We start from the raw sequence: 18,516 nt of genomic DNA, 5'->3' as shown, positions 1-18,516 counted from the left end.
GAAATGCTCTCTTGCCGCGCAATCCGGATCACCACGGGGCGCAAGGGTGAAAAACTCCAGCCGTCTTGCTTCTGCCCGCTTACGTCTTATAAGGTAACAATGATACACGCGCGAACGCTTCAAGCCCTCGAATTCGGCAAAATCATCGAGCAGCTCGCCGCTCTCTGCTGTTCCTGCGCAGGGCGCGAACGCGCCCTTGCGCTTTTGCCGCTGCCGGACAGCGAGGCCGTGACCCTGGCCGTCCGGCTCTATGAGGAAGCGGCCGTCTGGGCCGCGCAGCCCCGGTCCGGCGAGAGCGCGGCTTTCAATCTTGCCGCTTTTCCGGACGTGGGCAGCCTTTTGCGCGCATCGACGCCGGGCCGTGAAATCCTGCCGGATACCGACGCCTTCTGGGCGCTGCGCGAAATGCTCCGCCAGGCAAAGGCCGCTCATGCGGCCATTGCCACGCCCGACGCGCCGCAGCTCTGGCCGCACCTTCTGACTCTGGCCGAAGCCGCGCCTCTGCCCGTGCAGCTCACGGCCGCGCTGCTCCGCTGCATCTCCGACGATGGCCTGCTCAAAGACGAAAGCTCGCCGGAACTCTATCGCCTGCGCGGCGAGTTGCGGCGTTTGCACCAGAGCTGCATACGCAAGGTCAGGGATTTTGCCCTGCAATACAATATGCTGCCGTATTTGCAGGACGAATTCATGACGCTTTCCTCGGATCGCTATGTTCTGCCGCTGAAGGCCAATTTCAAGGGCCGTATGCAGGGCATCATCCATGATTGGTCCCAGACCGGCGAGACCTGTTATTTTGAGCCCATGTTTCTGGTGGCGATCAACAACCGCCTCCAGGAGCTCAAGCATGAAGAGCGCGAGGAAGAGCAGAAAGTGCTCGCCTATCTGCGCGGGCTGCTTGCGGCAGAGCTGCCCGGCGCCCAGGCTGCCCTGGAGCTCCTGGCCCGCCTGGACGTTTTGCAGGCCAAACGGCGCCTGGCCGCCCTTTTTGACGGCCGCTGCCTGACGCTTTCCCCGGTGGAGGAAGGCATCAGCCTGCATGCGGCCCGCCATCCCCTGCTTGCCCTGGCCCGCGCGGCCGCGCCCGGCGGCTCGGCCCCTGCGGGGACCGCGGACGGCGCGGTGCGGCCCCTGGATATTCTGCTGCGCCCCGGCGAGCGCGCCCTGGTGATCACCGGCGGCAATGCCGGCGGCAAGACAGTCTGCCTGAAAACCCTGGGCCTGACGGCGGCCATGGCCCTCAGCGGCCTGCCCGTGCCCGTGGGCAAGGGTTCGCATCTGCCCTGGTTCAGCCGCATGGATGCTTTTATCGGCGACGAGCAGAGCCTGGCGGACAATGTTTCCACCTTCACAGCCCAGATCGACCATCTGGCCAAGGCCTGGAAGCATCTGGACGGCCAGGCCCTTGTGCTGCTGGATGAGTTCGGCGCGGGCACGGATCCGGCCCAGGGCGCGGCTCTGGCCCAGGCGGTTCTTGACGAACTGCTGGAGAAACATACCTTTGTGCTGGCGGCAACCCATTTCCCGGCGCTCAAGACGTACGCCCTGACCCGCGACGGCGCGCGGGCCGCGTCCATGCTGTTTGATCCGCACAGCAAAAAGCCGCTTTTCAAGATGGCTTATGATCAGGTCGGGGCCAGCCAGGCCCTGGACGTGGCGCGGGAGCACGGCCTGCCGGAAGCCATTTTGCGCAGGGCCGAGCATTATTTGTTGCAGGACGGCCAGGACGCCAGCGCGCTTCTGGGCCGCCTCAACGATCTGGCGGCCCGGCGCGAGCAAGAGCTGGCCGCGCTGCGCGCTGAGCAGGAAAAAGCCCGCCGCGCCACGCAGGAGACGCGGGAGCGCCTGGAAAAGGAACGCGGCCGCCTCTACGAAGAAGTGCGCGGCAAGGCCGCCGAACTGATGCGCGCCTGGAAGGAGGGCCGCGCCACGCACAAGCAGGCCCTGAAGGAAATGTCGCGCCTGCGCGCCTCCTTGGCCCCGGCGAACGACGCTGATGCGCAGTCCGTTTTACCCCTGCCGCAACATTTTGCGCCGGGACAGAGCGTGCTGCACAGCGTTTTCAACAAACGCGGCGTGATCACGGATGTGGACGCGCGCCGCAAGCGGGTGCGCCTGGACATGAACGGCGTCAGCCTGTGGGCTGAAATGAAGGATTTGCGCCAGGGCGCGGGCAAGACCAGCGCGGCTGTTGTGCCCGGCCCGCGCGCGGCCCTGCGCAAGGACAGCGGCGAAGCCGCCTCCCTGCGTCTGGATGTGCGCGGCATGCGCGCGGATCAGGCCCTGGCCGAAGCGGAACGCTTTCTGGACAAGGCCCTTCTGGCCGGTTTTTCCGAAGTGGAAATCGTTCACGGGCGCGGCACCGGCGCGTTGCGTCGCGAACTCCACCAGTTTTTGCGCGCCTTTCCGGCAGTGGAGCATTTTGCCGTGGCGCCTGAAGATCGGGGCGGCGACGGCATGACCATCGTCACTTTTCGTTGACGCTTGTCGTTGCGGCCAGACGCAGCGCACAAACGCCGACCGGCAACAGGGCCGGGGCTTCCCCATGCGGAGACTGCCTTCGGCAAGCGTGTCGTTCACCATGTCGCGTTACGGCTTTTCCGCAGCAACGCCGGATCGGAGCACAGAGCCGCATGCAATCCAGGGACGCCATCCGCGCCATCAAAGAGCGCCTGAACATCGTGGACATGGTGCGCCGCTATGTGGATCTTAAGCGCAACGGCCCGCGCTGGGTGGCGCCCTGCCCCTTTCATCAGGAAACCAAACCCTCCTTTTCGGTCAACGAGGATCAGGGCCTGTTTTATTGTTTCGGCTGCCACGCCTCAGGCGACATTTTTGATTTTTACGGCCGGATCAACGGCCTGGACTTCAAAGAATGTCTGGAGCAACTGGCTGCCGAGGCCGGAATCAGCATTGAGCGCGGAGGCAGCGATCCGGCCCGGCAGGGCGAGGAGCGGCAACGCCGTTCGGCCCGGCAGCAGATGCTGCGCATGTACGAGCTGGCCGCAGGCCATTTCAGCGCGGCTCTCGCCAGTCCCGAAGCCGCCGAATGCCGCGCCTACATTGAAAAGCGCGGGCTGAGCGAGGAAATTGTGCAGCGTTTCGGCCTTGGCTGGGCGCGGCGCGAGTGGCAATCGTTAGCCGACGCCCTGCGCCGCGCCGGTTTTGCAAGCCGGCTGGCCGTGGAAGCCGGCCTGCTCGGCCTGTCGGGCAACGGCCGGGCCTATGACCGCTTCCGGGGGCGGCTGATCTTTCCCATCAAGAGCCTGTCCAACCAGATCATTGCTTTCGGGGGCCGGATCATCGCCGGGGAGGACGAGGCCAAGTACATCAACAGCGCGGACACGCCCCTTTACAAAAAAGGCGAGCATCTTTACGGGCTGGCCCAGGCCCGGCGGGGCATCACCACTTCGGGCCGCGTCCTTCTGACCGAAGGCTATATGGACGTGCTCACCCTGCACCAGTTCGGCTATGACAATGCCGTGGGCGTGCTGGGCACGGCCCTTACCCCGGATCAGATCAAACGCCTTTCGGGTTTTGCCTCGCAGCTCGTCCTGCTCTTCGACGGGGACCGGGCCGGGCGCAAGGCCGCCCTGCGCTCCTGCGAAATGCTGCTTGCGCGCGGCCTGGCCTGCTCTGTGGTGCTGCTGCCCGAAGGGGAAGACATTGACAGCCTGCTGCGCACCGCAGGCACGGAAGCCTTTGAGGCCTTGCAGGCCAAAGCGCCTGACGGCCTGCGCTTTTGCGTGGACGTGCTCAAGGCCCTGGCCCCGCGGGAAACCGTGGAGTGGGCGCGCAATTTCCTGCGCCGGATTGAGCTGCCCGAGCTGGTGAACTCCTGTGCCTCGCGCCTGGCCGGGGAGTTGCAGATTTCAGAGGCGGAGTTGCGTCGCGGCCTCTTTCCCCCGGCGGAACGGGGGCGCAGAGGCGTTGCGCCCAGGCCAAGCCTGGCCCGCCAGAACATGCGCGACCGTCAGATCATGATGTATGCGGTGCGCTATCCGGAACGTCTCGCCGATCTGCGCGCCCTGGGCGCGGATCTGGCCTTGCAGTCGGCCATTGCCCGGCAGCTCTGGGACAAAATCGAGGAAATGGGAGAAGAAGCCCCCTATCACCTGGATCAACGGGAAAAAAATTTCTGGTCGTTTTGCCGCGGCCCTGAGGCAGCGCCGCGGGACAACGGCGACAAGGAGTTGGAATTTCTGCGCCGGGATTTGGACGCCTACTATGTCTCGGCACAAAAATCGTCTGTTTCCGCAGCGTTACGTCAAAACACCGGCACAGGTGACTTTGCAGCTGATTTGGATTATCTTCGCGCACTGCAGGAAACCTTGGAGAAAGGGCATGAGTAATCTAAAAGACATCCAGCAAATTCAATCGCTCATTGCAAAAGGCAAGGGCACGGGCTTTTTGACCTTTGAAGAGGTCAACAAAGCTCTGCCCGTGGAAATGAGCACGCCCGAACAATTTGAAGAGATCATCGGCATCTTTGAACAGCTGGAAATCGTTATAGTGGATTCGGAGAAGGACGGGAAGAAAATTTCCGCCACTGCCGCCGAAAGCGACGACGACGTAAGCGAAAGCGCGCTGGATCTGGCCGAGGACGAGGAATCAGCCGATTACTCGTCCCGCAGCACTGACCCGGTGCGCATGTATCTGCGCGAAATGGGCGCAGTCCCCTTGCTGGATCGCGACGGCGAAGTAGTCATTGCCAAAAAGATCGAAATGGGCGAGCAGGACGTGCTCTACGCTCTGGTGGAAGTGCCCGTGGCAGTGGAAGAACTGATCAATGTGGGCGAAGATCTGCGCCAGAACCGCATCAAACTCAAGGATGTGGTCAAAACCATTGAGGAGGACGACCCCAGCGAAGATGAAATGAACCAGCGCTCGCGGGTTATTCTGCTCCTGGATGAAATCAAGCAGGTTTTCAAGAAAAAACGCAAGATCTACAAAAAGCTGGATGACTGCTGCACCCTGGAGCGCCGGGTCGCGGCCATCCAGAAAGAAATTATCAGCTTCAAGGAAGAAATCGTCACCCGCCTGCGCGACATCAAGCTGGAAAAAACCCTCATTGACCGGATCATTGAAACGGTTGAGGATTATGTGCGCCAGATGCACAACTGCCAGCGCGATCTCTCAGCCTATATTCTCTCCACCGGCCGCACGCAGGGGGAAATTCAGGCCATGTTCGACGGTCTGGAAAAGCGGGAGATCAACCCCAACACCGCGGCCCGCGAGCTGAAACTCAGCGTGGACGAGCTCTTTTCCTTCAAGGAAATGATCATCGGCAAGATTGAAATTCTCAAGCGCCTCCAGGAAAAATGCTGCCACAACGTCGGGGATCTGGAAGAGGTGCTCTGGCGGATCAAGCGCGGCAATACCGCGGCCATGCGCGCCAAGCAGGAGCTGATCCGCTCCAATCTGCGCCTGGTGGTCTCCATTGCCAAAAAATACACCAATCGCGGCCTGCAATTTCTGGATCTGATCCAGGAGGGCAATATCGGCCTGATGAAGGCCGTGGACAAATTCGAGTACCAGCGCGGTTACAAGTTTTCCACCTACGCCACCTGGTGGATCCGCCAGGCCATTACCAGGGCCATTGCGGATCAGGCCCGGACCATTCGCATCCCGGTGCACATGATCGAAACCATCAACAAGCTGATCCGCACCTCGCGTTATCTGGTGCAGGAACTGGGCCGCGATCCCACGCCCGAGGAAATTGCCGAGCGCATGGAATACCCGGTGGAAAAAGTCAAGAAAGTGCTCAAGATCGCCAAGGAGCCCATTTCCCTGGAAACGCCCATCGGCGACGAGGAAGACTCCAGCCTGGGCGATTTCATTGAGGACAAAAAGGCCGTGGCCCCGGCCGAGGAAGTGATCAACACCAAGCTTTCCGAGCAACTGGCAGCCGTGCTCGCGGATCTGACCCCGCGCGAGGAGCAGGTCTTGCGCAAGCGCTTCGGCATTGCGGAAAAGAGCGATCACACCCTTGAGGAAGTGGGCAAGCTCTTCAATGTGACGCGCGAGCGCATCCGCCAGATTGAGGCCAAGGCCCTGCGCAAGCTCCGCCATCCGGTGCGCAGCCAGCCCTTGCGCTCCTATTACGAAAACTAGCGGGCGTCGCCAAAGCAGACCAGGGTATCTTTCACATACCATTGTAACGGAAGTGGAGATGTCAATATCGCGCAACAATCTTCCGCGCTTGCAAGCAGCTCTTTTTCTCGTACTCTGCTGCCTGCTTTTGCCCCTGACGGCACTGGGGCAGGAAATTCCCCTGCCCCAGCCGGCAGGCGTGGTGGCCCGCTGTTTTGACGGCGACACGCTCATGCTTGCGGATCGGCGCATTGTGCGGCTGGCGGGCATTGACGCGCCGGAATTGGCGCATGACGGAGAAAAAGCCCAGTACTACGCCCGGCAGTCGCGCGAGGAACTCACTCGCCTGGCCAAAGGCCAAAAAGTGCGCCTGTTCGCGGCAGGGATCAACAGCCGGGACCGTCACGGCCGGATTGTGGCCGATGTGCGCCTGGAGGACGGCCAATCTCTCAGCGATCTGATGCTCAGCCGGGGCGCGGCCTTTTACTATCCCCACCAGGATCAAAGCCCGCAGTTTCAGGAACGCCTGCGCGGCCTGCAGGAGCAGGCCGTCAGCGAGCGGCGGGGCCTGTGGGCGCAGTTGCTCTCCCTGCCGCTGGCGCGCGAGAATTACACCGGCAACCGCACTTCCCTGCGCTTCTTCCCGGCCGCCTGCCCGAAGGCCGAGCACATCAAGCCCCGCAACCGGATTTATTTCGGTACCCTGATGGACGCTTTTCTTGCGGGCTACGCTCCGGCCCGGGTCTGTCCGTTCTGGCCCGCGCAACCATGAACGCCCCCACCCCTTTACAGCACGAGCAGGCCCTGGTCATCTTTTCCGGCGGGCAGGACTCCGCCACTTGCCTGGCCTGGGCTCTGAGCCGCTTTCAACGCGTGTTCACCCTGGGCTTTGACTACGGCCAACGCCATTCCGTGGAGCTGGCCTGCCGCGCGCGCCTTCGCGCGGCCCTGGCAGCCCGCACTCCGCTCTGGGCGCAACGGCTGGGGCCGGATGCTGTACTTGAGCTGGATATTTTCCGCCAACTGGCAGACACGGCCCTGACCTCCTCCGCGCCCATTGCCGACAACGGGCCGGACGGCCTGCCCAATACCTTTGTGCCGGGCCGCAATCTGCTCTTCATCCTGCATGCCGCGGCCTGGGCCTATGCCAGGCATATCCGCCATCTCGTGCTCGGCGTCTGCCAGAGTGATTCCTCCGGCTATCCGGATTGCCGCGACGACAGCATCAAGGCCATGCAGGCGGCTCTGAACCTGGGCATGGCTACGGATTTCGTCCTGCACACGCCGCTGATGTGGCGCAGCAAATGCAATGCCTGGGAACTGGCCGAGGAACTGGGCGGCGCGGCGCTGGTGGAAGTGATCCTTGAGGAAAGCCATACCTGCTATGAGGGCGAGCGCGGCAAGCGCCATGACTGGGGCTACGGCTGCGGGGTCTGCCCTGCCTGCCGCCTGCGGGCCGCCGGCTATGCCGCCTACCGCGCTGCCCGGCAGACAGACAAAAGCGGCGCGCACGCCGAAACGCGCCAAAGCATGCGCGGCCGCGCGGAGGCCTGATGTCCAAAAAACAGCTCAACGCGGCTCAGGGCATTGAAGCGGCCTGCATCCTCTTTCAGCTTAACAGCAAAACCGTGGACATTCTGCGCCTGGCCGAAAATGCCGGGATGCCCCCTCTCTATTGGAGCGGCACTGCGCGGGCGCGCTTCTGCCAGGAATGGCGCGCCTTTGTGCACGCGGCCGTGGCCGCCGGGCTCATGCAGCATGCGCCCAACAGCGTGCTGGCGGGCTATTTGAAAGAAACCGGCAGCCTGCTGCGCGCCGCGGCGGAACCCGGCGAGACCGCGCTTTTGGCTGATTCCCAGGCCGCGCGGGACGCCTTTGTGGACGGCCCTTTTGCCGGGTATATGTCCTTGTTTGCCCAGGAGCAGCAGGCCCGTTGCCCGGCCCTGTTCTCTGAACGTCTGACCCACGGCTCGGCCTCGCTTGACGCCCGGACTCAGGCCCGCCTGGCCGCGGTCATGGCCCTGGTGATCAGCGCGATCTGGGACAAGCTCGAAGAATATGAAATCCTTGCGGAGTAGCAGCGTGCCGCCCTGGAAGCCGCCTTTCGGCATGGGTATGGGAGCGACTCCCCATCGACACGCTGTTTTCCGCCATGCCAGACGCATCCGCCCTGCCGGGCCCACTCGCAAACCCGACAGTGCATGGGATGCGCCGGACGCGCACTCTGCGTTCAGAGGTCCGCCGCAGCGCCAGGCCGGGAACACTCAGATCTCACGCTCATTTTCCATAAAGACCCAATGCAGAATACGCTTGTGCACGCGCAGTCGATGCTCCGCCTGCCGCACCAGAAACGAGGCTTTGCTGGAGAGGATGTCTTTATCCACCGGAATGGCCTCCACAGGCGCCGCGCTCAGGAGCACGCGGGCGTCAGGATTGGCCTTGCGCATCAGTGCCCCGTCAAGATGCCAGAGACCGCTGTCATCCTCGCTCACGCTGCCTCGGCAACCGGCAAAGATATAGTCGACGCCCCGCACGGCCTCTTCAGGCGTTTCCACAAAAGTCACAGGGGTTTGCAACCGTTGGGCCTTTTCTTTCAGGGGCGCCGGATCCAGGTGCGGCGGCAGAGCCACGCGCAAGGCAAAGGGAAACCAGACCGTGGCCTCGATCAACGAATGCAGGGTGCCGTTGTCGCAGCCCAGCCAGCCCGCCGTAACGCCTTTCAGATAGCGCGAAGCGCGCAACATGCAGGCGATGTCGGCCAGGGCGTGCGCGGGATGCGCGTCCGGACTGCCCGCATTGATCACCGGAAAGGCCACATTGGCGTTTTTCATGTCCCAGGAGCCCACCGGCAGGCCATAGATGTACATGCAGTCCAGATAATAATCGAAAACGGTCATCATTTGCCGCTGATAATCGCGAATCTCGGTATGCCAGGTGCCGTGCTCGCCCTCGTATACCGTAAAGCCGCCCATCTGGCGCACCGCGGCCGTGACGCAGAGCCGTTCGGCCAGGGATCGCCGGGTGAAAATCAGCATGGCCACCCGCTCGGTCATGAAGTCGCTGCGGGCTTTTGCGTCAGGGATGCCGATAGCCTGCTGCACAAGCAGCCAGCAGGCTTCCTCGCCAAGATCCTTGATGGTCAGTACATGTCGTGGCATTGTTTCCTCCGGGGCGGAACGGCGCGGGCGTTATGCCGCAGCCGGATATACAGAGAGCTTACCAAGGCCGCCCGGCCCTGTCCAGATGCCGGCCGCAACGGCTCAGGGCAGACACATTTCGGCGCACACGGACTGACTGGAGCTGCAATGAAGGCTTTTATCTTTGATCTGGACGGCACCCTGCTGGATACACTTGAGGATATTGCGTCAGCCTGCAATGCAATGCTGGCCGCGCACAAGTATCCTGCGCACAGCGTCGCGGCCTACCGGCGGCTTGTGGGCAACGGCTTTGGCCGCCTGGTGCGCGGGGCTCTGCCCCCCGGCATTGGGGAGGCGCTTGCGCCCGACCGTCTGGAGGCTTTGACGGCCGAGGCCCGCGCCTTTTACGGCGCGCATATGTGCGGATGCACCCGCCCCTATCCCGGCGTGCCCGAAGCTCTCAAGGAGCTGGCCCGGCGCGGTTTCACGCTGGCCGTGCTCTCCAACAAGCCCGACAATTTCACCGCAGGGCTGCTGCCGCGCTATTTTCCGGATATTCCCTTTGCGCTGGTGCGGGGAGCGCGCCCGGGCATGCCGCTCAAGCCCGACCCGGCGGGGCCGCGGGCCATGCTGACGGAACTCGGACTTGAAGCAGGCCAATGCTTCTATGTGGGCGACAGTGATGTGGATATTCTCACAGCGCATAACGCGGGCATGATTTCCGTGGGCGTGGCCTGGGGCTTTCGGGGGCTTGCGGAAGTGCGCGCCGCCGGAGCGCACTATCTGGTGGACACGCCGGATCAGTTGACGGAACTGGCCGCAAGCCCTTTGCGGGAAAAGGCTGCGGCCCAATGCCGGAGGGACAGCGCGCACGAAATTCTTTCAGACGGAAAATTTTCAGGAGAGATATGAAACGCCAGATTATTGAGATAGACGAAGCAAAATGCAATGGTTGCGGCCAGTGCGTGCTGGACTGCGCCGAAAACGCGCTGGCCGTCATTGAGGGCAAGGCGCGCCTGATCAACGAAGTGTATTGCGACGGCCTGGGCGCCTGCCTGAATTGCCCGCAGGGCGCGCTGACGCTCACAATGCGTGAGGCTCCGCCTTTTGACGAGGCCGCGGCCCTGGCCGCCAAGGCCCGAAGTGAAGCCGCGCGCGGCCCCGCGGGACAAGCGGCGGCAGGGCTGCCCGCAGGCGGCTGCCCCGGCGGCGCGGCGCGCATCTTGCGCCCTCTGACCGGCGCTGCCGCTGCCGAGCCCCATTTGCGCGCAGATCTGCCCGCCTGGCCCATTCAGTTACGCTTACTGCCGCCGCAGGCTCCCTTTCTTGCCGGCGCTCATCTGCTGCTGGCCGCCCAATGCGCGGGTTTTGCCCTGCCCCGTCTGCATCAGGACTGGCTGGCCGGCCGCGTGCCGTTGATCGCCTGCCCCAAGCTGGACGACAACAAGGAACTTCAGGAAAAACTGAGCGCCATTCTGCGCGTGGCCCGGCCCGTGGAGCTGAACGTGCTGCGCATGAGCGTGCCCTGTTGCCAGGGCCTGGAGCGGCTGGCGCGGCAAGCTCTGGAAGGCTGCGGCTCTTCCGCGGCACTGCATTGCCATGTGGTGCAACTAGAGCGTTTTGCTAACTAGAGCATTTTGCTTTTGAAATTATTCAATTTCAAAAGCGGCGCTGCCATCATTTCGCGTCCAGGCTTCAGCCGTTGCGACGAAGGAAGCTACGGATGAAGACAGCAACTGGTTACTGCGGCAGCCAGCCAACGCAACCGCTGTCGCTATCCGTGCTCCAGCCGTTGCGACGAAGGAAGCTACGGATGGAGACAGCAATGAGTTACCACAAAAAACATGCAACGAAACCGCTGTCGCCATCCGTAAGGCTCGCAGACTCGCCAACGGCTGGCGCAAGCAAGCAAAGCTTGCTAACGGCTACCGCAACGCGGTCTGGACGCTCATTCGGCGCGGGCGTCCGCTCCCGCGGCCGCCAGAGCAATTTCAAAGTGAAATTGCTCTAGGCAGTGCCTGTCGCGCGGCCTGGCCCGCCTGCAACAGGCACTGCCCGCGATCCGGGAACCTCGGCATGGTTTGGCGCAGCTTGACAAATCATAGCAAAATGATAAGTTTTTATTACCGTAAAAAAAGTATAGCATACTTTATCGGTCGCAGGTCTGAACGCTTTTACAGTCTCTTGCCGCAAATCATGCAGGGCTTTGCCGCCGATGCCCATGCAGCCGTATCAGGCCCGATGCGGCCGGCATATGCAGCCATGATGCTGCGACACAGCACGCGCGCAAGCGCTCGATGCTTTGCAAGGAAAGCACATGCCCATCAAAATTCCCGCTGATCTTCCCGCCCGCGCGGCGCTGGAAAGTGAAAACATCTTTGTGATGACCGAAGATCGTGCCGTGCGGCAGGACATCCGCCCGCTGGAGATTGCAATCGTCAATCTCATGCCGACCAAGATTGCCACGGAGACACAGCTCCTGCGCCTTTTGGGCAATTCGCCGCTGCAGGTCAATATCACCCTGCTGCGCACGGCGGCGCATGAGTCCAAAAATACGCCGTTGCGGCATCTGGAGCGCTTCTACAAGACCTTCTCCGAGATTCGCCACCGCAGTTTCGACGGCATGATCGTGACTGGCGCGCCGGTGGAGCATCTGCCCTTTGAAGACGTGGATTACTGGCAGGAATTGCTGGAAATCATGGCCTATGCCAACGGGCATGTCTATTCGACGCTCTATCTGTGCTGGGCGGCGCAGGCTGCCCTGTATTATTTTTACGGCGTGCCCAAATATCTTTTGCCCGCAAAAATTTCGGGCATTTTCTGCCACGAGGTGCTTTTTCCCGAATGTCGTTTATTCCGCGGTTTTGACGATGAATTTCTGGCCCCGCACTCCCGCCATACAGAAGTCCGGGCCGAGGACGTGCTCAAGAAGCCCCGTTTGCGCATTCTGGCGGAATCCGGCGAGGCCGGGCTGGCGCTTGTGGAGAGCGTGGATCACACCCAGGTTTTCATGACCGGCCATCTGGAATATGATCGCGGCACGCTTGATGCGGAATACCGGCGGGATATGGGCAAGGGGCTCAACCCGCCAGTGCCCAGGCACTATTACCGCGACGACAATCCCGACACCATGCCCCTGATGACCTGGCGGGCGCATGCTCATTTATTTTACAGCAATTGGCTCAACTATTATGTCTATCAGGAAACCCCTTTCAGCCTCACGTCCATTGCCGGAGATCGCGAGGCGCAGACGGAGTAACCGACCGGGCCCCTTGCCGGCCCACGAGGTGTGGTATGCGCTTTTCCACCAGAACACGCTATGGTTTGCGTTTTTTGCTGCGCCTGGCGGCGCAGCCGCCGGACAGTCTGCTGCAGTTGGGGCAAGTGGCCCGCGAGGAAAACATTTCTTCCGGATATCTGGAGCAAATCGTCAGGGCTCTCAAACCGCTGGGCATCTTGCGGGCGGTTCGCGGCTCCGGCGGGGGTTACGCCCTGGCCAAATCCCCGGCCGAGATCACCATGGAAGACGTCTTTCTGCATCTGGAAGGCGAGATATCGCCCGTGCGCTGCCTGAGCAAAGGGCGGCGCTGCCAGCGTGAAAAGCAATGCTCCACGCGAAGTTTCTGGAAAGAATTGGACAGCCATATCCGTGGTTTTTTACATACCCATACCCTTCAGGAAATCATAGAAGCGGAGAAGCGCTCCGCTTCAGGAGGCAATTATGTGGAATTATAGCGAAGCAGTGCATGATCATTTCCTGCACCCGCACAACGCCGGGCCTTTGGCCGACGCCAACGCCGTGGGCGAAGTCGGCAGTCTTGCCTGCGGCGACGCCCTGAAACTCTATTTGAAAATCAACGAGCAGGGCGTCATTGAGAACGCCGGCTTTGAAACCTTCGGCTGCGCCAGCGCCATTGCCTCCAGCTCCGTGCTCACGGACATGATCAAGGGCATGACGGTGGACGAGGCCCTGAAGCTGACCAACAAGGACATTGCCCAGGCTCTCGGCGGCCTGCCCAAGCAGAAGATGCACTGCTCGGTCATGGGCCAGGAGGCGCTGGAAGCGGCCATCCGCCAGTGGAAGGGCGAGCCGCCCGTGCCCCATGCCCATGAGGAAGGCAAGCTGGTCTGCAAGTGCTTCGGGGTCACGGATGCCCAGATCATCCGGGCCATCCGCGAGAACAATCTGAAAACCGTGGAAGAGGTCACCAATTACACCAAGGCCGGCGGCGCATGCGGCGAATGCCTGGATGAAATATCCGAGATCCTCGCCGCGGAACTCAAGCAGAAGCCGCTCGCCGAGCTGAAGCCCAAACCGCGCCTGACCAATGTGCAGCGCATGCAACAGGTGCTCAAGACCATTGACGAGGAAATCCGGCCCCAGCTTGCGGCCGACGGCGGGGACATCGAGCTGGTGGACGTGGACGGCAAGCGGGTCACGGTTTCCCTGCGCGGGCGCTGCTCCCAGTGCCGCTCCAGCGAAGTGACCATCCGCAATCTGGTTGAGCGCCTGCTGCGCGAACATGTGGAGCCCGACATTGTGGTCCAGGAGGCCTGAACCAATGAAGACAATCTATCTCGACAACAATGCCACCACGGCAGTGGCCCCGGAAGTGCTCTCGGCCATGCTGCCCTATCTGGGCCAATTGTACGGCAACCCCTCCAGCATGCACAGCTTCGGCGGGCAGGTGGGCGAGGCCGTGGACACGGCGCGCGAGCAGGTGGCCGCGCTTCTGGGCGCAAGCCCGGATGAGATTATCTTTACCTCCTGCGGCTCGGAAAGCGATAACACCGCCATCTGGTCCGCCATACAGACGCAGCCGGAAAAACACCATTTGATCACCACCCGCGTGGAACACCCGGCCGTGCTCAATGTGATGCAGTATTGGGAACGCGAAGGCCGGCATGTGACGTACCTGGGCGTGGACGGCAAAGGCCGGCTGGATCTTGACGAATATGCCGAGGCCCTCAGCGAAGACACGGCCCTGGTTTCGATCATGTTCGCCAACAATGAAGTCGGCGACATCTATCCCATTCAGAAAATGGCGGAAATGGCCAGGGAACGCGGGGTGCTCTTTCATACCGACGCAGTGCAGGCCGTGGGCAAAACCCCCATTGATCTCAGGCAGCTGCCGGTTGATATGCTTTCTCTGTCCGGGCACAAAATCCATGCGCCCAAGGGTATCGGCGTGCTGTACGCGCGCAAGGGGATGCGCTTCCGGCCCTTCCTGCGCGGCGGGCATCAGGAGCGTGGGCGCCGGGCAGGCACGGAGAACGTGCCCTACATTGTGGGCCTGGGCATGGCCGCCAAACTGGCCCATGATTTTATGCAGGAAGAGCGCGTCAAGGTGGCCCTGCTGCGGGACAAGCTGGAAGCAGGCCTGCTTGAGCGCATTCCCGACTGCATGGTCAACGGCGATGTGGAAAACCGCCTGCCCAACACCAGCAATATCGCCTTCAAAAATGTGGAGGGCGAAGCCATTTTGCTGATGCTCGACCGTTTGGGCATCTGCGCCAGCTCCGGCTCGGCCTGCACGTCAGGCAGCCTTGAACCCTCGCATGTGCTGCGGGCCATGGGCGTGCCCTTCAACTACGCGCACGGCTCGGTGCGTCTTTCCCTCTCGCGCTACACCACGGAGGACGATGTTGCTTATGTTCTTGAAAACTTCCCGGGCGTGATCGAAACGCTGCGGGCCATTTCGCCCTTCAAGAACTAGAGCGTTTTGCGCATGAAACCAGCCAGAGCGTTTTGCCAATGAAATTGGCTCAACGCTCTGGCTGGGCAAAGCCTGCCCGCAGCGAGCGTCAGCCATTGGCGGCTGTGCCGCTGTACGGATGACGACAGCAGAGAGAGGCGCAGGCGAAATTTCCTTGCGCCGTTACGCGCCGGAGCGAGCGTGTCAAAAGCACTCTGCTCTCACGGGACGAAAGAAGAAGAAGATTCCGCCTTCACAGATGGGCTTGCGGCGTGCCGCTGCTCAGCCCCACGCGCAAGGCCCGGCGCGCGCCCCTGTCTAAAATCCGTTGATTGGCGCTGCCCCTGAAGTGCAATTCCAAATCCCGCAGGGCCTCCACATAGGGGCCGTCGATCAAAATATCCGTCAGTTCCAGCAAACGGCGCACGCCGGCTTCGTCTTCAACGCGGGCCAGTAATTGCTCATAGGTAAAGCCGGTGTACACCAGCACGCTCTTGCCTTGGGCCCGCACTCCCTCGGCCACGGCGCAGAGCGCGTCGGCCTGCAGGAACGGCTCCCCACCGGAAAACGTGATGCCCGCCAGCAGGGGATTTTCCGCGAACTGCGCAAGGATCCTCGCGGCGGAGCGCAAAAAGCCCCCCTCAAGGGGATGCGTCTGCGGGTTATGACAGCCCTTGCAGCGATGCGGGCAGCCCTGGGTAAAAAGCACATAACGCAGCCCCGGGCCGTCCACAATGGATTCCTCCACAATGCCGCTCAGCCGCAACATGACGGCGTGCAGCGGGTTTTGCCCGCCGCACGCCGTGGGACTCTCTCTCTGAAGAGGATGTGCCTTCATACTGCCCGCCGGACGCAGCGATCACGAGAGTGTTTTGCTACTTTCATGAGCAAAATGCTCTAAAGATGCTTGACCCGGTCGCGTTCTTCAGCGCGCTTGGCGTTATTGAAGCGATCCAGCGTGCCCACAAGGTAGCCGGTAATCCGGCGCGTGCGTTCAAAGCCCAGACCCTGGCCCACCATTTTCCGGTCGGCTTTCGCTTCCTCAAACAGGCGCGATTGCATCAACATATTCCGTTCTCCTTACAAACTGAAGCGTTGCAGTCCGAAAAGGGAGCGCGTCACAAACGCGACTCCCGCTTGCCCGCGCCGTATTCCGCGGCGCGTCCGCCCGCTTTCGCCCGCACCCGTTGCCGCGGCGGAAGACGCATGCCGTCGTTGCGGGCGCGTCGGGCGGAGCTTATTCCCACCTGGGCATGTGCGGATATTTCCTCCTGAGCGTTTTGAGCAGCTCCAGGCTGACGCCCTCGCCTTCCCGGCGGCCGCAACGGGGGCATTGATCGTTGATCACGCCCACATAGCCGCACACCGGATCGCGATCCAAGGGATGATTGATCGAACCGTACCCCACGTTCTGATCGTGCATATAACGAATAATGCTTTCAAAGGCTTCGGGATTTTTGCAAGTGTCGCCGTCAAGTTCCACATAGGTAATGTGGCCGGCGTTGGTCAGCGCGTGGTACGGAGCCTCCAGGCGGATCTTTTCAAAGGCCCGGATCGGGTAATATACCGGCACATGAAAAGAATTGGTATAGTAGTCGCGATCCGTAATGCCGGGGATGCTGCCGTATTTGGCGCGATCCAGAGGCACGAAGCGCCCGCTCAGGCTCTCGGCCGGGGTGGCGATAAGCGAGAAATTGAGGCCGGTTCTGGCCGCCTCTTCATCGGTGCGCCGGCGCATGTGGCCGATAATCTCCAGGCCCAGTTTCTGCGCCTCCTCGCTTTCGCCGTGGTGTTTGCCGATCAGCGCCTTGAGGGCTTCGGCCAGGCCGATGAAGCCCACGGTCAGGGTGCCGTGTTTGAGCACTTCCCCGACGCTGTCGTCCCAGTCCAATTTGTCCGAATCCAGCCAGATGCCGTTGCCCATCAGGAAGGGATAATTGCGCACTTTTTTGGCGCTCTGGATCTTGAGCCTGTGCATGAGCTGGCGGAAGACCAGCGAGATCGTCTCATCCAGCAGCGCGTAAAATTTCTCCATGTCCCCTTTGGCCTCAAGGCCCAGGCGCGGCAGATTCACGGAGGTAAAACTCAGATTGCCGCGCCCGCAGGTGACCTGGCGGCTTGGATCGTGCACGTTGCCGAGCACGCGCGTGCGGCAGCCCATGTAGGCCACTTCCGTATTATAATCGCCCTCCTTGTAATACTGGAGGTTGAACGGGGCGTCGATAAAGCTGAAATTTGGAAAAAGCCGCCTGGCCGACGTGGCCATGGCCAGCTTGAAGAGATCGTAATTGGGATCTTCCGGGTTGAAATTCACGCCGGACTTGACCTTGAAAATCTGCACCGGAAAAATGGAGGTCTCGCCGTTGCCCAGGCCCGCCTGCGTGGCCAAAAGCAGGTTTTTCATAACCATGCGGCCCTCGGCGGAAACATCGGTGCCGTAATTGATGGAAGAAAACGGAACCTGAGCCCCGGCCCGCGAATTCATGGTGTTCAGATTATGGATCAGGGCTTCCATGGCCTGATAGGTCCGGCGATCCGTATTTTGCAGGGCTTCCTCAGCCGCGTAGGCGTGCGCTTTGGGCACAAGCTCCCGCAGGTCGTCCGGCGCGCTTTGCGCAAGTTTGCGGCCAAAGGACTCCACGTCGGCCATGCCCGGATGCCCGCCCGCGGCCGTGAGCAGGGCGCGGGTTCGGGCCGCGGCTTCGTCCGCGCTCAAGCCCAGCGTGATCCGCAGCCAGGCGCGGAGCGCCCGCTCGTACTCCTTGCGGAAGGTCTTGCGCACGCCCCCGGCCATGGCATAGTCAAAATGCGGCACGCTCTGGCCGCCGTGCATTTCATTCTGGTTGGCCTGAATGGCGATGCAGGCCAGGGCCGAATAGCTCTCAATGGAATTGGGCTCGCGCAAGTGCCCGTGCCCGGTGGAAAAACCGTTCCTGAACAGCGAAATCAGATCGATCTGGCAACATGTCTCAGTGAGCATGTAAAAATCTTTGTCGTGAATATGGATGTCGCCGTTGCAATGCGCGGCCGAGGCGTCCTTGGGCAGAATATAGTTGTCGATGAAGAATTTGGACCCCTCGGAGCCGTATTTGAGCATGGTGCCCATGGCCGTGTCGCCGTCGATATTGGCGTTTTCACGCTTGATGTCTTCCGTGCGGGCCGGGGAATAGGTCAGCTTTTTGTAAATGTCCATGAGATACGATTCCGCATTGCGGATCTTCGTATGCTCGGCCCGATAGAGAATATAGGCCTTGGCCGTTTTGGCGTAGTCAAAGCGGATCAGGCTTTCCTCAACCACGTCCTGAATTTCCTCAACGTGCTTAAGACCAAGCTCATCCAGCTTTTTGCAGACTTTTTCCGTGACGAACAGCAGATCCGTGGGGGACATATCCTCCCCGCCCACGGCCTGATTGGCTTTGGTTATGGCATTGAGAATCTTTACGGAGTCAAAGGGAACGGCTGTGCCGTCCCGCTTGATGATTGCGGCAGGCATGAAAAGCTCCGGACACTGCGGGGCCTGCGTAAAACAGTCCTCCAACGCGGCGCGTCAGGAGGAAGCGAAGACATGCCCGGAGAAAGCGAAGGCATGCTCG

16 protein-coding genes are annotated in these 18,516 nt (G+C 61.5%); 12 read left to right on the top strand and 4 right to left on the bottom strand.

The features are described 5' to 3' along the window. The first annotated feature begins 99 nt into the window (after positions 1 to 99). The 6 genes from G7Y51_RS06055 to G7Y51_RS06030 all read left to right on the top strand — a co-directional run bounded on the left by G7Y51_RS06055 (position 100) and on the right by G7Y51_RS06030 (position 8,168). Positions 100 to 2,478 carry a Smr/MutS family protein gene (locus G7Y51_RS06055; protein ID WP_206214267.1) on the top strand — a complete coding sequence of 793 codons (2,379 nt, stop codon included), beginning with the start codon at positions 100 to 102 and terminating at the stop codon, positions 2,476 to 2,478. 152 nt (positions 2,479 to 2,630) lie between these two features. After that, positions 2,631 to 4,349, top strand: a complete 1,719-nt coding sequence (gene dnaG / locus G7Y51_RS06050; RefSeq protein WP_165175583.1) for a DNA primase — start codon at positions 2,631 to 2,633, stop codon at positions 4,347 to 4,349. After that, a complete protein-coding gene (gene rpoD / locus G7Y51_RS06045) occupies positions 4,342 to 6,111 on the top strand; it encodes an RNA polymerase sigma factor RpoD (protein WP_165065174.1) in 1,770 nt (589 codons plus the stop codon). The genes dnaG and rpoD overlap by 8 nt, the downstream gene beginning before the upstream one ends. A gap of 58 nt (positions 6,112 to 6,169) precedes the next feature. Next, positions 6,170 to 6,862 (top strand): thermonuclease family protein, encoded by a 693-nt coding sequence (locus tag G7Y51_RS06040; protein WP_165175581.1) that lies wholly within the window; start codon positions 6,170 to 6,172, stop codon positions 6,860 to 6,862. Then, a complete protein-coding gene (gene queC / locus G7Y51_RS06035; protein WP_165175579.1) occupies positions 6,859 to 7,644 on the top strand; it encodes a 7-cyano-7-deazaguanine synthase QueC in 786 nt (261 codons plus the stop codon). The genes G7Y51_RS06040 and queC overlap by 4 nt, the downstream gene beginning before the upstream one ends. Continuing rightward, entirely contained in the window at positions 7,644 to 8,168 is a 525-nt protein-coding gene (locus G7Y51_RS06030; protein ID WP_165175567.1) for a serine/threonine protein kinase, read from the top strand. The genes queC and G7Y51_RS06030 overlap by 1 nt, the downstream gene beginning before the upstream one ends. 186 nt (positions 8,169 to 8,354) lie before the next feature. Here G7Y51_RS06030 and G7Y51_RS06025 read toward each other — a convergent pair whose 3' ends face one another. Next, positions 8,355 to 9,248: an ornithine carbamoyltransferase gene (locus G7Y51_RS06025; protein ID WP_165175565.1), complete on the bottom strand. Its 894-nt coding sequence runs from the start codon at positions 9,246 to 9,248 to the stop codon at positions 8,355 to 8,357. A gap of 147 nt (positions 9,249 to 9,395) precedes the next feature. Between G7Y51_RS06025 and G7Y51_RS06020 the strand changes: the two genes are divergently transcribed. The 6 genes from G7Y51_RS06020 (at position 9,396) to nifS (ending at position 14,944) form a co-directional block, all read left to right on the top strand. Next, positions 9,396 to 10,139 (top strand): HAD hydrolase-like protein, encoded by a 744-nt coding sequence (locus G7Y51_RS06020; protein ID WP_165175563.1) that lies wholly within the window; start codon positions 9,396 to 9,398, stop codon positions 10,137 to 10,139. Beyond that, positions 10,136 to 10,858: a ferredoxin gene (locus tag G7Y51_RS06015; RefSeq protein WP_165175560.1), complete on the top strand. Its 723-nt coding sequence runs from the start codon at positions 10,136 to 10,138 to the stop codon at positions 10,856 to 10,858. The genes G7Y51_RS06020 and G7Y51_RS06015 overlap by 4 nt, the downstream gene beginning before the upstream one ends. Before the next feature lie 686 nt (positions 10,859 to 11,544). Then, positions 11,545 to 12,486: a homoserine O-succinyltransferase gene (metA, locus tag G7Y51_RS06010; protein ID WP_165175557.1), complete on the top strand. Its 942-nt coding sequence runs from the start codon at positions 11,545 to 11,547 to the stop codon at positions 12,484 to 12,486. Positions 12,487 to 12,521: 35 nt separating this feature from the next. Next, positions 12,522 to 12,962, top strand: a complete 441-nt coding sequence (locus G7Y51_RS06005; RefSeq protein ID WP_165175554.1) for an Rrf2 family transcriptional regulator — start codon at positions 12,522 to 12,524, stop codon at positions 12,960 to 12,962. Beyond that, positions 12,949 to 13,785 (top strand): Fe-S cluster assembly protein NifU, encoded by an 837-nt coding sequence (gene nifU, locus G7Y51_RS06000; RefSeq protein WP_165175552.1) that lies wholly within the window; start codon positions 12,949 to 12,951, stop codon positions 13,783 to 13,785. The genes G7Y51_RS06005 and nifU overlap by 14 nt, the downstream gene beginning before the upstream one ends. 4 nt (positions 13,786 to 13,789) lie before the next feature. Next, on the top strand, positions 13,790 to 14,944 hold the full coding sequence (gene nifS, locus G7Y51_RS05995; protein ID WP_165175550.1) for a cysteine desulfurase NifS: 1,155 nt from the start codon (positions 13,790 to 13,792) through the stop codon (positions 14,942 to 14,944). A 232-nt stretch (positions 14,945 to 15,176) separates the two neighbouring features. On the opposite strand, the gene nrdG is transcribed toward nifS, so the two are convergent. The 3 genes from nrdG to G7Y51_RS05980 form a co-directional block, all read right to left on the bottom strand. Further along, positions 15,177 to 15,761, bottom strand: coding sequence for an anaerobic ribonucleoside-triphosphate reductase activating protein (nrdG, locus tag G7Y51_RS05990; protein ID WP_165175548.1), 585 nt, complete (start codon positions 15,759 to 15,761; stop codon positions 15,177 to 15,179). Between the two features lie 59 nt (positions 15,762 to 15,820). Then, positions 15,821 to 15,991, bottom strand: coding sequence for an anaerobic ribonucleoside-triphosphate reductase (gene nrdD / locus G7Y51_RS05985; protein ID WP_165065212.1), 171 nt, complete (start codon positions 15,989 to 15,991; stop codon positions 15,821 to 15,823). 169 nt (positions 15,992 to 16,160) lie between these two features. After that, a complete protein-coding gene (locus G7Y51_RS05980; protein ID WP_165175546.1) occupies positions 16,161 to 18,416 on the bottom strand; it encodes an anaerobic ribonucleoside triphosphate reductase in 2,256 nt (751 codons plus the stop codon). Positions 18,417 to 18,516: the final 100 nt, after the last annotated feature.

This window comes from Desulfovibrio sp. ZJ369 (assembly GCF_011039085.1).
Classification (GTDB): Bacteria; Desulfobacterota; Desulfovibrionia; order Desulfovibrionales; family Desulfovibrionaceae; genus Desulfovibrio.
This window is presented reverse-complemented; position numbering and strand designations above follow the sequence as displayed.